Source organism: Magnetospira sp. QH-2 (assembly GCF_000968135.1).
Lineage (GTDB): Bacteria > Pseudomonadota > Alphaproteobacteria > Rhodospirillales > Magnetospiraceae > Magnetospira.
Genome location: NZ_FO538765.1, coordinates 908,677 through 921,473 on the forward strand (window position 1 = coordinate 908,677; position 12,797 = coordinate 921,473).

The following is a 12,797-nucleotide window of genomic DNA, read 5'->3' on the forward strand; positions in this document are numbered from 1 at the left end:
GAAATGGCACACCATGATGTTGCAGGTGCAATAAAAAAGGCCGCCCGAGGGCAGCCTTTTTCGTAGATGCCTTGTAGACGGGTCAGGCCGGGGCAACTTCCTTGTCGTTCATCATGGTCTTCAGTTCGCCATTGGCATGCATCTCGCGAACGATATCGCAGCCGCCGACGAACTCACCCTTGACGTAGAGCTGCGGAATGGTCGGCCAGCTGGCGAATTCCTTGATGCCTTCGCGCAGGCGCGGGTCTTCGAGGACATTGATGCCCTTGAATTTGACGCCGGTTTCGCTGAGCACCTGAACCACGGCGGCGGAAAAGCCGCATTGCGGGAACATGGGCGTACCCTTCATGTAGAGCACCACGTCGTTTTCCTCCAAATCCTGGCGGATTTGCTTGAATACGGGTTTGTCGTCGGTCATGGCGGCGTATCCTTCATATCAAATATAACCAAGGGCGGCCCCGCCGGAGCAGGGCCGCGATTGGTTTCCATATGGTCCCGATTGGGGAATCTGTCAACGACTCCCCGACTCGCAAGGATCTACCAGGCGGACTTCAGGCGGGGGCGCCACTGTTCACCCCAGGTTTTCATGTAATCCATGACCGCCTGTTTGGCGGGACTGGCGGCCACCAGGTCCGGCTTCCAATCATCAAGAATCCAATGACCGCGCTTGGTATCGGCGGGCAGGATCAAGTCGCTGGCCACCAGTGTGGCATAGGTCATGTTGCGGCGGGTATCGGCCAGCCGAACCTCCCAGCCCACCCAACCCATGGGCACGAACAGATCCTGCGCGCGGCCCATCTTGACCAGGCTCTCCCGATAGAAGTTACTCACCGTGTTTTCGTGCTTGCGGGTGCACCAGGCGCGGACCACGAAACAGTCCTGGTCCCCTTGGCGCTCGTTGGCGTCTACTTGTTTGAACGACGCGTTCTCGCTGGTGCATCCGGCATACTTCTTAAAGCCCTTGTTGGATTTGGACCGATTGCCCCGAATGAGCAGGGCACGGGTGATCACCTTGTCCTTGACCTCGGCCAATACCAGGTAGTGCCATTTGTTTTTCTTGCCAAACAGCCTGGATCCAGCCACCACCCACTTTCCAGCGGGCAACGGCACCACCACCCCGCCGCGGGTTTTCACTTCGCCTCGGACGGTGTCGCCCACCGACAGGGATTCGACGCTGGTCGCGGCCAGTACCGGAGTCCAGGCCAAGGTAAATACCAGGGCGACGCAGATTTTGACTAACCGTTTCATTCGCAGCCCTCCTCATAGGATTCATAGCTGGACGAGGCCTGGGATGCCAATTGGGTGCGGGTCGAAGGGGCCGACGTTCCCGCCGCTGCCATCAAAGCATTGAAACGGGCCTTGGCGATCATGAACCCGCTGGACGGCGCTCCGGGCGCTTGGGCCGATGCCGCCGGAGCGACATGGGTAAACAGGCCTTTGCCCAGGGTCACGGGCGGGCCCACCGGCGGGGTGACCGTGGCTTCGCCCTCTTCCACCTCGATCTCGGTGGAACCGTCCTCGGCCACCCGGATCACCAGCGTCGTGCCCCGGATGCCCAGGGAAACGGTCGGCGTACGCAGTTCGTAGTTCTGCTTGTCCAGTTTGCCGCTGATAAAGCGGAACATGCCCAGGGTCATATTCACCACCATCTTCTGCGTGGTGTTGTCCGCCGGGTCGAAGACCATGGTGTCCAAAGCGATTTCCGCCTTTTCGCCCACATGCAGGTGGGTGTCGTCGATGAACCGCATCTGCGAGCCGCTGGCGTCGCCAGTGCGGATCACCTCGCTCATAAAGACGGAATCGTCCAAGGCGATGGGCCGCTGGTTGCCGTCCAGCACACCTTCGACTTTATTGATGACCGTAGCGGCGACGCCAATATTGTCAGCGGTCCAGGCCGGGCCCGAGACCAGGACGCACAGCGCCAGCGCGACAGCCCCCAAGGGCCATCGATTCAATACAGATTTCATGGTTGATTATCCCCCTTGCCAACGACTTGTTATCAGTAAGTCAAATGATAGCAAAACGAGGCGAGGGGAAAAGGGAAAATTAGTCGGGTACCGATGTCTGCAGTTGCAGGGCATGGAGTTCGCCATCCATGCCGTCCATCTTGCCTTTCAGAGCGGCATAGACCATTTGGTGTTGCTGTACCCGCGACTTCCCGCGAAAGGCTTCGGACACGACTTTCGCCGACAGGTGGTTGTTGTCGCCGACCAGATCCTCGACGGTCACATCCGAACCGGGCAGGGCTTCCTCGATCATTTGCTTGAGGACGGGTAGTTCCATGGCCATGGTGGGCTATCTCCTAAAAAAAACACTCTACTCCCCCGCCATATAGGAAGGCATCCAATCCTCATGCAGACGGCGGAGCTCTTCCAGCGATATGGTGCCACTGCCGGCGATCTCAAGGGCGTCACCGCCTGTTTTGCCAATGGTGCGCACGGGCACATTGGCCTGGAAGGCGCGGGTCATGACTTCGTCCTTATCGTCGGTGGCGATCAGATAGCGGGCCTGATCCTCGCCGAAAAACCAGGCGTGCAGCGCAGCGGCACCCGGCGGGCTTTCCAGAGTGCAGCCGACGTTTCCGGCCAGGGCCATTTCCGCCGCAGCCACGGCCAGGCCGCCGTCGGACAGATCGTGACAGCCGCTGATCAGGCCGCAACCGATCAATTCACGGATGAAATCCCCATGGGCCCGCTCGCGGGCCAAGTCCACCGGCGGCGGCGCCCCTTCCTCGCGCCCGGCGATCTCGCGCAGGTACAAAGACGCGCCCAGGTGGCCCCGGGTTTCGCCCACCAGGATCAGGGTCTGGTCGTCATCGTGGAAGGCGGCGTCGACCCGGATACCGAGCTTTTCGATCAGCCCCACCGCGCCGATGGTCGGGGTGGGCAGGATCGGCTCGCCCTGGGTCTCGTTGTAGAGCGACACATTGCCCGAGACGACCGGAAAGTCCAAGGCCGAGCAGGCTTCGCCCATGCCCCGGATGCAGCCCACCACCTGACCCATGATCTCGGGCTTTTCCGGATTGCCGAAGTTGAGGTTGTCGGTGACCGCCAGGGGTTTGGCGCCGACAGCGGTCAGGTTGCGCCAGGCCTCGGCAACGGCCTGCTTGCCGCCCTCGTAGGGATGGGCGAGGCAGTATCGCGGGGCGACGTCGCTGGTCAGGGCCAGACCCTTTTGCGTGCCATGGATGCGGACCACGGCGGAGTCCCCACCGGGACGGGCCACCGTGTCGCCCATGACCATGTGATCGTACTGTTCCCAGATCCAGCGCTTGGAGGCCTGATCCGGGCAGCCCATGATCTTGGTCAGCGCCTCGATGGGATCGACCATGGTCACATCCAGGGCGTCCAGCACCGGACGGGACTCGTTTTCCACCCAGGGCCGGTCATATTCCGGCGAGGCCAGGGCCAGCGGATCGATGGGCAGGTCGGCGACCACCTCGCCCTTGTGATGAATGACCATGCGACCGGTATCGGTGATGGTGCCGACGATGGCGAAATCCAGTTCCCACTTTTCGAAGATCGCCCGGGCGATGTCTTCCTTGCCCGGCTTGAGCACCATCAGCATGCGTTCCTGGCTTTCCGACAACAGCATCTCGTAGGGGGTCATGCCCTCTTCGCGCTGCGGCACCTGATCCAGATCCATATGGATGCCGACACCACCTTTGGAGGCCATCTCGAAAGACGAAGAGGTCAGTCCGGCGGCGCCCATGTCCTGAATGGCGACGATGGCGTCGGTCTGCATCAGTTCCAGGCAGGCCTCGACCAGCAGCTTTTCGGTGAAGGGGTCGCCCACCTGTACGGTCGGACGCTTTTCCTCGGAATCGGCGTTGAATTCGGTGGAGGCCATGGTGGCGCCGTGGATGCCGTCGCGACCGGTCTTTGAGCCCACATAGACCACCGGATTGCCAATGCCCGCGGCGGCGGAATAGAAGATCTTGTCCGTGTCCACCAGCCCGGCGGTGAAGGCATTGACCAGGATATTGCCGTTGTAGCTGGGATGGAATTCGCATTCGCCGCCCACCGTGGGCACGCCGATGCAGTTGCCGTAGCCGCCAATGCCCGCCACCACGCCGGAGACCAGATGCCGGGTCTTGGGGTGGTCCGGCTCGCCGAAGCGCAGGGCATTGAGGTTGGCGATGGGCCGCGCACCCATGGTGAATACGTCGCGCAGAATGCCGCCGACCCCGGTGGCCGCGCCCTGATAGGGCTCGATGTAGGAGGGGTGGTTGTGGCTTTCCATCTTGAAGATCACCGCCTGACCATCGCCTATGTCGACGATGCCGGCGTTTTCTCCGGGCCCGCAGATCACCCGGTCCGGGTCCTCGGTGGATTCCGTGGGTAGGGTCTTCAGCCACAGCTTGGAAGACTTGTAGGAGCAATGCTCCGACCACATGACTGAGAACACGCCCAGCTCTGTATGATTCGGCTCGCGGCCCATGATTTCGAGGATCTTGTCGTACTCCTCGGCGGTGAGTCCGTGTTCGGCGATGAGTTCGGGAGTAATGGCGGTCACGGCGGGCGCTCCAGTCAAATGTGAGACGCGCCCTAGATAGCAATTTTAAGGGGCCGACGCCAACGGGAATCACGGGACCCGAACGACATGGATCACCTATATCGCTCCGTTGAAACAGGAGGGCCTCGGCCAGAGATGGACTCACCAATCCGCCCCATGCATGATCGTGAAACACATCCATGCTCCGGGTGTGCTGGGCCGAGTGGATTGGGAAGCGCCGTGATGAGAACCTTTGAAGAGATTTATGCCATTACCGCCGAACGGAAAGGCGATGTGGAGGCGATCCTCTCTACAATGGATGCGCCCAAATCTAAGGCGGATCTCGCGGCCATTGCCGATGACCGTTGGCTGGCCTGCATGACACGATGCATCTTTCAGGCGGGCTTCAGCTGGAAAGTGGTGGAAAACATGTGGCCCGGGTTCGAAGAGGCCTTCGAGGGCTTTGACGTGGACCGATGCCTGATGTTCGGTGGTGACGATCTGGACCGTCTCGTCTCCGATAAACGCATCGTTCGGAACGGTCAGAAGATCAGCGCGGTTCTGCGCAACGCGGCCTTTATCAGTGACCTATCGGACCAACACGGAGGCGCCGGGCGATTTTTTGCTGAATGGCCCACCGAAAAGTATGCCGATCTACTGCTGCTGATGAAGAAACAAGGGGCCCGCCTTGGCGGGAATACCGGTCAGTATTTCCTGCGGTTCATGGGGGTCGATAGCTTCATTCTTTCCCGCGACGTGACCGCTCGCCTGATCGCCGAAGGCGTGGTGGACAGGACGCCCGCGTCACAAAGAGACATGGCGGCCGTTCAGGAAGCTTTCAATCAGTGGTGCGCGCAATCGGGACGCAGCCTCACCCAGGTCAGTCGGATTTTGGCAATGAGTATTTAACGTATCCGTCTTGATCAAGACGGATACTTTAAACGCGCCAGAGGTCCACGCCGTCGGGACAGGCTTCGCGGTCCAGCGCCGCCCGCACATCCACCGCCAAACCCTTGCCATTCTTGAGCAACCCGGTCATCAGGCCCCAGCCACGGCTGATGAAATCTTCGTGGGCAACGGCCAGGATCACGGCGTCTGCAGGCTTCAGATCCGCTTCGTTGGTCAGGCGCATGCCATATTCCTGAGCCACTTCGGCTGCCTCTGCATGGGGATCGGCGATCTGCACCGTGAAGCCCACGGCTTCTAATTCCCGAACGATATCCACCACCCGGGTATTGCGGATGTCGGGAACATCTTCCTTGAAGGTTATGCCCAGCACGGTAATCATCGCCTCGGCCCCCACACCGGCGCGCAGCAGCCGCTTGATGGTCATATCGGCCACCCAGGCGCCCATGCCGTCATTGATTCGTCGACCAGCCAGAATCACTTCGGGGATATAGCCCGTGGCCTCGGCCCGATAGGTCAGGTAGTAGGGATCGACGCCGATGCAATGGCCGCCGACCAGTCCTGGAGTAAAGCGCAGGAAATTCCACTTGGTCCCGGCGGCTTCCAGCACTTCCCGGGTATCGATACCCAGGCGGTTGAAGATCAACGCCAGTTCATTCATCAAAGCGATATTGAGATCCCGCTGGGTATTCTCGATCACCTTGGCCGCTTCCGCTGCCTTGATGCTGCCGGTACGATGCACTCCGGCCTCGACCACGCTGCCATAGACGTCGGCCACTAGGTCCAGGGTCGCGGCATCCTGCCCGGAGACCACCTTGACGATATTCTCAAAGCGATGCTCCTTGTCGCCTGGGTTGATGCGCTCCGGCGAATAGCCGACGGTAAAATCCGTTCCATTGGTCAGGCCTGATTCGGCCTCCAGCACCGGCACGCAGGATTCCTCGGTTGCCCCGGGATAAACGGTCGATTCATAGACCACCACATCGCCTTTTTTGAGCTGCTTGCCCAGGGTGCGGGTCGCCCCAATCAAAGGCGATAGATCCGGGCGCTTGTCGGCGGTAATGGGGGTGGGTACGGCGACAATATGGAAATCGGCCTGCCGCAGTTCTTCCGGATCGCTGCTGATCACCATGTTGGCGGCCCTCAGGTCGCCGTCCTCCACTTCACCCGTGGAATCATGGCCGTCGCGCAGCTCCGCCACCCGGGCCTCGTTGACATCGAAGGCCACCACCGGCACGCCTTTTTTGCCAAAAGCCACTGCCACCGGCAGCCCCACATAGCCCAGGCCGATAACCGAAATGCTTCTTTGGTGGGCCACTTATGCCATCCCGTAATAGTCTTTGAACCAAGCAACGAAGTTGGCCACGCCCTCTTCCACCGATGTGGAGGGTTGATAGCCCGTATCCTCGGTCAGGCTGGACACATCGGCCCAGGTGGCCGAAACATCGCCGGGCTGCATGGGCAGCATGTTCTTTTCCGCCACCTTACCCAGATTCTCTTCCAGCAACTCGATATAGCGCATCAACTGCACCGGCTTATTGTTGCCAATGTTGTAGATCCGGAAGGGCGCGGTGACGCTGCGCGACGGATCGGGCTCGTCGCCTCCGGCATTCGGATCGGCCTCGGGAATGCGGTCGAGCACCCGGATCACCCCATCCACAATGTCATCGACATAGGTGAAATCGCGCATCATGTCGCCGTGATTGAACACGTTGATGGGACGCCCTTCGACAATGGCCTGCGTGAAATTGAACAGGGCCATGTCGGGCCGTCCCCAGGGGCCGTAGACGGTAAAGAACCTCAGGCCGGTGGAGGGAATACGGAACAAATGGCTATAGGTATGGGCCATCACCTCGTTGGCTTTTTTACTCGCCGCGTAAAGGCTGATGGGATGATCCACTCGATCACCGACATTGAAGGGCATGCGGGTATTGGTGCCATACACAGAGCTCGACGAGGCATAGACGAAATGCTCTACCTCCACCGCGCGGCACCCTTCCAGCAGGTTGGCGAAACCGACAATGTTGGTATCCACATAGGCCGAGGGATTGTCGATGCTGTAGCGCACTCCGGCCTGGGCCGCCAGATTGATCACCCGGTCCGGCCGCTCTTTTTCGAATAGGGCAGCCAGTGCATCGCGTTCCTCGATCCCCATGCGGACCAGGGTGCAATTGGGATGATCCTTGATCCGAGCCTCGCGGGCCAATTTCAGATTCACGTCGTAATAGTCGTTGAGGTTATCGATCCCGACCACGGAATCGCCGCGTTCGAGCAGTCGCAATGCGATCTGGTTGCCGATGAACCCGGCGGTACCGGTGATGAGAACCTTCATGTTTCCTGTTTCCCCTTCGAATGACGACTGAAATCCTGCAGGACTCGCCGAAGCGCCTGCACGTTAACCAAAGTTGACGGCAGGCGAAAGGCGGAAAATCACCAGATTCCCGAGAGAAGACAATCAGGTGCGGATATTCAGCGTCTTCATCAGGCCATAGAGTGTCGGACGGCTGACGCCGAGCAGTTTGGCGGCGGCAGAGACGTTATTGTCGTTGAGCTCCAGAGCCTGCATGACCAGATTGTATTCGGCCTTTTCCCGGACGTCCTTGAGGGTGGGAAATCCTTGGCTGACCTCGCCTGCTTCCAGGTTCAGGTCCTCCTCACTGAGCAGTTTGCCATCGGCAAGCACAACGGCGCGTTTGATGCGATTTTCCAGTTCGCGCACATTGCCGGGCCATTCATACGAACTGATGGCGGCCAGAGCGCCACTGGTGAATCCTTTGACCGGTCGGTCCAAATCCCGGGCGAACTTGTCGAGGAAGAACTTGGCCAGCACTTCCTTGTCACCACTGCGTTCGCGCAAGGCCGGAATGCGCACGTTGACTTCGTCCAGTCGATAATAGAGATCCTCGCGGAAACGACCGTCGGCGATCATCTCCTCCATGGGCTGGTTCGTGGCCGAGACCACCCGCACGTCCACCTTGATCTCCGACCGTCCGCCAATGCGATCGATCACTCGGTTTTGCAGGAATCTGAGCATTTTTGATTGCAGATTCAGCGGCATATCGCCGATTTCGTCCAGGAACAACGTGCCCTTGTTCGCCTGTTCTACCTTGCCGATGGTCTGTTTATGGGCGCCGGTAAACGCGCCTTTTTCATAGCCGAACAGCTCGCTTTCCAGCAGGTGTTCGGGGATGGCCGCGCAGTTGATGGCCACATAGGGCCCCTTGGCGCGCGGGCTCATTTCGTGCAGGGCATGGGCCATCAGGTCCTTGCCGGTACCACTCTCGCCCATCACCAGCACAGAAACATCCGATGGCGCGAGCCGTTCGATCATGCGGCAGGCGCTGAGCATTTCCGGGCTACCGGCAATGATGCCCCCAAGAGGGGTCTCTTTGCGTTCGTTGGCGTAGCGTTGATTTTCCTCTTCCAACTCATACAGGCGCAGAGCCCGCCGCATTATCAAACGCAATTCATCGATATCCACCGGTTTCGGATAAAAATCATAGGCACCCAGGCTGACGGCCTTCAGGGCGTTGTTCCGGTCCTCGTTGCCGCTGGCGATGATCACCTTGGTCAAGGGACGAAAGGTGAGGATTTCTTCCAGGGTCGCCAAGCCTTCACTGGCACCATTGGGATCGGGCGGCAGGCCAAGGTCCAGCACGACGATGGTCGGCTCTTCCTTGCGCATGGTGGTCATGGCATCCTTGCGGTTCCCGGCAACCATGATCTCAAAAACGTCGTCATCCGCCAGAGCCCAGCGCATTTGGCTGCGCAGACCGTCGTCATCCTCGACGACGAGTGCTTTGCTTTTGCGTGCCATACCGATCTTGATACTCCCAGTTGGTAACCAAGCCCGCTTACGGGGCCTGTAAGATAATCCGCATTTTCGTTCCGTGACCCGGTGCGGTCACGACGTCAAGACGCCCGCCCATCTCGACCACCATTTGCCGAGTCTGGAAGGCCCCCAAACCATACCCTTCATCCTTGGCCGTCTCCAAGGGGCGAAACAGTTTATCGCGCACGAAATCCGGATCCATGCCCGGCCCGTCGTCGCTCACCTCCACCACCACCTCGTGCCCGTCTCTAAACAGCCCCAAGGCCACCAGCCCGGCCGCCCCCGCGGCCTCGATGGCATTCTGCAGCAGATGGTTCAGCGCCGCGGTCATTCTTTCCCGATCCACGAGCAAGATGCCCGGGTCCTCAAGGGTGATATCCATATCGCTCTTTTGTTTTTGCCAGATGGCAGCGATATCCTCCACCACGGTCCGCAGACGCTCCAATCCTTCAGCCGCGTCGTCTTCTTTCGCCGCCGGTTGTTCATTGAAGGCCGAAGAGGCTTCGGTGGTCAAGATACCATCCTCGGCGTTCTCCGCCTTGAACTGAGCCAACAGTTCCTTCATGCGCTCCACGGAATTGCGCACGGTCATCTGCATGTCCTTTTGAAACTCGGGGTCATGGCCGTACTTTTCCGCGTTCTGCACCATCAGCGACATCTGGCTGACCAGATTCTTGATATCGTGAATAATGAAGGCCGAACGGCGATTGAAGGCTTCCAGGCGTCGGGCATCGGACAGGGCACTAACGGCATGTTCTTCGGCCAGGTATCCGGCTGCCTGCCGCCCGACGGTCTTGAGCAGATCCAGGGTTTCCCAATCCAGGGCAATGGGCGTTCTGGGCTGGCCCAATACCAGGAACGCCTCCAATTCATCCCGGTGGAACAGCGGCAAAATGATTTGCGCCCGTTGGTGCTCCACCAGCCAATCAGGCGGCTCCAATCCGTCATAGCTTTCCGGGTCGGCCCGATAGTCGGCCAGATCGACCACCCATTTGGTCTCTCGCAAATATCCCACCATGGGGGCCTCTTCGGAGATGCCGGGAAAGGCCTCGCCCGGCAGCGCCCCCGACAAATTCCATCGGGCGGTCGGCAGGAAGGCCTTGTCCCCTTCGCGGTATTCCCACAGCCCCGCCGACGTACAATCGAAGATATCGGCCACGGCTCGGATGATACGACCGTTGAGCGCCGCCCCTTGCGCCGGATCGGACATGACATGGGTAAACCGCAGCCAAACCTCGCGGTAGTCGTGGGTATATTGGAAAAAATGCTTGGCGATCCAAACCCGGACCCGGGACCGCACCGCGCCCGAGGAATACAGCAACAAGGTGACCAGCCCCGCACCGACCAGGAACACGATCTGGAACATCGGCCCCCAGCTCTGGTCCACCGTGCGGGCCAGATAGCCCACGCCTGCCATCACGATCAAATAGAGCCCACTCCCGACCAGCGCCGCCGTATGAAACACCACCCGCCGGGACAAGTGGATCTCCACTTCCCAAGACCGGATGCGGGAAACCGAAATGGCGATCAGCGGAACGGCAAAGGCGTCTACAAATCCCCGGGCCAGATAGATGTTGTTGTCCAATCGATTGAACAAAGACGCATCGGCATAGAGAAAAAAGTCAAAACCGAACAGGGTGCTCAAACCGAAACAGAGATGCTTGACGGCCCACCGTCCATCCTCATCGGCATTGCGGTAGAGGTTCTCCACCAGCAACAGGCCGAGCACGGGAAGTGTCACATGGGCAATCTGAGACACCGTGGCGTAATGGCTTTGCAGCGAGGGAAACAGGTCGGCCAAGACCATCAACTGATGAAACAAAATCGGGACCACCGAGGCGATCCCGGCAATGAAAAACACGGTCAGAGTAAAGCGGTGGCCACGCTCTCCATGCTTGTGAACCCGCAGCAATTGGCCAAGGAAGAACAGCCACCCCAGGTTTCGAAACACTTCAAACGTGAACGGAAGCATCGAAGCGGAGTGGGTAAACATCGACAACGATGTGGATGCGGCCCAGATCGCCGTAAGCGCGCTGGAAATTGCCACCAGTCGCTTTCGAGACCAGTCCGCCCGGCTAGACCAGATCAAGGCCAAAAGACCCAGATAGGCCACGGCACTCAATAAGTAGCCGACAGCCCCCATTTCCAAATACACCGAGGCGACCGTCGCAATGGACTCCAAGGAATTTTCCACGTTCATGCCTTCAATGAGCCAGATACAGGTTCCGGGTTCGATATGAAACTAAGGCCATCCTCAGCCCGTGTCACGCTTCGTCATTCTTTTCCGTCATCCAACGCAAGGACTTGCGCACCAAATGCGGAATGAGCAGCGTCAGGGGCATACGCTGATGATGGGAGCGGATGTACAAGATCATGAGAGCCAGATCCGTTCCTCTCGTGTGGCAGAAGCCATGCCGGGGCCGCAAGGCATGATCCCAGCAAAAACCCATCACCGGCCGAGCGAGACCGCCCGGGCGCCCCTTTTGGACTTGTTTCATTACGTCCGGCGGCACGGGCGTTCCGAGAAGCCGGGTCAGATGCGTGAGGGCGTAATACAAGAAGCGAAGAATATCCAGGTCCTCGGCCCGTGGGACCAATCCCTCCCAAAAGCCTTCTTCCGACGAGAAATGACGCAACAGCATATCCATGTCCGACAGATCGCGCACCGCGTGTTCGAAATCCCCCTCGCTGAACAGATGGACCATACTGTGCAGGACCATGTCTTGGGGGGATAGGACCCAAAGCCCCGGCCATCCGTCCACCGGTCGCGCGGCGTCGCGCAGTTTCCGAGCCTCGATATCCACCCGCGTGGTTTGCGGCAGAATAGTATGATGCACATCAAGCATGGATTTGCGCCGCATATGGGTAACCGGCGGGATCTGGTGCATCCAGGTGCGGTAGTATTTGTCGTCATATGGATGAACTTTGCCTGGCACCCAACCGGCCTTGAACAGGGCCGCTTCGGTGTTCAACAGCAGTTCCTTGCGGACCATGAAATCGATATCGGTGAACTTGCGCCCTTTGGCAGCGGGCAGACCAGCCGCCACGTAGGCCGCGCCCTTGAGCAAAATGGGTGGAATCTGGTCAATCTGCAAGGCTTCGAGGATCTTGCGGACTTCGAACAGGACGTCGCGCCCCTGTTTTTCCGCCATGACGGTGTCGTTGACCAGATGTCGCCTTGGACGCTCGGGCACCTGATCCAGAACGCCCGCCGTTTCCAATAGCGCACAGAGCCGGGCCAGAACATCCGAGCGGCGGGCCAGCCGGATCACCGTATCCCATTGCGCCATGTCCAGCCGCGTCGCGTCTTGCGGGCGGCGCATCAGCGCGTAAAGCGGGTTGTCCGCCATGGTCATTCAAGAATCTCCCAAGTCCGGATGGCACCGGATTATGCAATATCTGGATCACTTGGTGTTGGATCGGAATTGATCTAACACGAAAAACGTGACCGGTTTCAACAAGGTCACGCGCGCCTGGCTGGATTCATGCCGACATGCGCTAGATCACGTCGTCATTGATCGGATTCGATCAAACATGAAAAACGTGATCGATTCCAATAAGGTCG

At 59.4% G+C, this 12,797-nt stretch carries 11 protein-coding genes; 1 reads left to right on the forward strand and 10 read right to left on the reverse strand.

From position 1 onward, the window contains the following. Nucleotides 1–82: 82 nt before the first annotated feature. The 5 genes from grxD to purL all read right to left on the reverse strand — a co-directional run bounded on the left by grxD (nucleotide 83) and on the right by purL (nucleotide 4,515). The gene (gene grxD, locus MGMAQ_RS04350) at nucleotides 83–418 is read right to left on the reverse strand and encodes a Grx4 family monothiol glutaredoxin (RefSeq protein WP_046020580.1); all 336 of its coding nucleotides are present in this window, start codon (nucleotides 416–418) and stop codon (nucleotides 83–85) included. Between the two features lie 119 nt (nucleotides 419–537). After that, complete coding sequence (locus MGMAQ_RS04355) at nucleotides 538–1,248, reverse strand: hypothetical protein (RefSeq protein ID WP_046020581.1); 711 nt, start codon at nucleotides 1,246–1,248, stop codon at nucleotides 538–540. Next, nucleotides 1,245–1,967: a FecR domain-containing protein gene (locus MGMAQ_RS04360; RefSeq protein WP_046020582.1), complete on the reverse strand. Its 723-nt coding sequence runs from the start codon at nucleotides 1,965–1,967 to the stop codon at nucleotides 1,245–1,247. Before MGMAQ_RS04360 ends, MGMAQ_RS04355 begins: the two co-directional genes overlap by 4 nt. Before the next feature lie 79 nt (nucleotides 1,968–2,046). Beyond that, nucleotides 2,047–2,289, reverse strand: coding sequence for a BolA family protein (locus tag MGMAQ_RS04365; RefSeq protein ID WP_046020583.1), 243 nt, complete (start codon nucleotides 2,287–2,289; stop codon nucleotides 2,047–2,049). A gap of 27 nt (nucleotides 2,290–2,316) precedes the next feature. Beyond that, on the reverse strand, nucleotides 2,317–4,515 hold the full coding sequence (gene purL / locus MGMAQ_RS04370; RefSeq protein ID WP_148560842.1) for a phosphoribosylformylglycinamidine synthase subunit PurL: 2,199 nt from the start codon (nucleotides 4,513–4,515) through the stop codon (nucleotides 2,317–2,319). Between the two features lie 222 nt (nucleotides 4,516–4,737). On the opposite strand from purL, the gene MGMAQ_RS04375 reads away from it, so the two are divergent. Continuing rightward, a complete protein-coding gene (locus tag MGMAQ_RS04375; protein ID WP_046020585.1) occupies nucleotides 4,738–5,403 on the forward strand; it encodes a DNA-3-methyladenine glycosylase I in 666 nt (221 codons plus the stop codon). A 28-nt stretch (nucleotides 5,404–5,431) separates the two neighbouring features. Here MGMAQ_RS04375 and MGMAQ_RS04380 read toward each other — a convergent pair whose 3' ends face one another. The 5 genes from MGMAQ_RS04380 to MGMAQ_RS04400 form a co-directional block, all read right to left on the reverse strand. Further along, on the reverse strand, nucleotides 5,432–6,718 hold the full coding sequence (locus MGMAQ_RS04380; protein ID WP_046020586.1) for a nucleotide sugar dehydrogenase: 1,287 nt from the start codon (nucleotides 6,716–6,718) through the stop codon (nucleotides 5,432–5,434). Then, the gene (locus MGMAQ_RS04385) at nucleotides 6,719–7,732 is read right to left on the reverse strand and encodes an NAD-dependent epimerase (protein WP_046020587.1); all 1,014 of its coding nucleotides are present in this window, start codon (nucleotides 7,730–7,732) and stop codon (nucleotides 6,719–6,721) included. A 123-nt stretch (nucleotides 7,733–7,855) separates the two neighbouring features. After that, nucleotides 7,856–9,217: a PEP-CTERM-box response regulator transcription factor gene (prsR, locus tag MGMAQ_RS04390; protein WP_046020588.1), complete on the reverse strand. Its 1,362-nt coding sequence runs from the start codon at nucleotides 9,215–9,217 to the stop codon at nucleotides 7,856–7,858. A 37-nt stretch (nucleotides 9,218–9,254) separates the two neighbouring features. Continuing rightward, a complete protein-coding gene (gene prsK, locus MGMAQ_RS04395) occupies nucleotides 9,255–11,432 on the reverse strand; it encodes an XrtA/PEP-CTERM system histidine kinase PrsK (protein ID WP_052716109.1) in 2,178 nt (725 codons plus the stop codon). Between the two features lie 64 nt (nucleotides 11,433–11,496). Next, nucleotides 11,497–12,588: a nucleotidyltransferase family protein gene (locus MGMAQ_RS04400; protein ID WP_046020589.1), complete on the reverse strand. Its 1,092-nt coding sequence runs from the start codon at nucleotides 12,586–12,588 to the stop codon at nucleotides 11,497–11,499. Nucleotides 12,589–12,797: the final 209 nt, after the last annotated feature.

Bases quoted from the DNA above. Each gene is read 5' to 3' on its own strand.
- grxD (WP_046020580.1), bottom strand. From the start codon at position 418: ATGACCGACGACAAACCCGTATTCAAGCAAATCCGCCAGGATTTGGAG.
- MGMAQ_RS04355 (WP_046020581.1), bottom strand. From the start codon at position 1,248: ATGAAACGGTTAGTCAAAATCTGCGTCGCCCTGGTATTTACCTTGGCC.
- MGMAQ_RS04360 (WP_046020582.1), bottom strand. From the start codon at position 1,967: ATGAAATCTGTATTGAATCGATGGCCCTTGGGGGCTGTCGCGCTGGCG.
- MGMAQ_RS04365 (WP_046020583.1), bottom strand. From the start codon at position 2,289: ATGGCCATGGAACTACCCGTCCTCAAGCAAATGATCGAGGAAGCCCTG.
- MGMAQ_RS04375 (WP_046020585.1), top strand. From the start codon at position 4,738: ATGAGAACCTTTGAAGAGATTTATGCCATTACCGCCGAACGGAAAGGC.
- MGMAQ_RS04385 (WP_046020587.1), bottom strand. From the start codon at position 7,732: ATGAAGGTTCTCATCACCGGTACCGCCGGGTTCATCGGCAACCAGATC.
- prsR (WP_046020588.1), bottom strand. From the start codon at position 9,217: ATGGCACGCAAAAGCAAAGCACTCGTCGTCGAGGATGACGACGGTCTG.
- prsK (WP_052716109.1), bottom strand. From the start codon at position 11,432: ATGAACGTGGAAAATTCCTTGGAGTCCATTGCGACGGTCGCCTCGGTG.
- MGMAQ_RS04400 (WP_046020589.1), bottom strand. From the start codon at position 12,588: ATGACCATGGCGGACAACCCGCTTTACGCGCTGATGCGCCGCCCGCAA.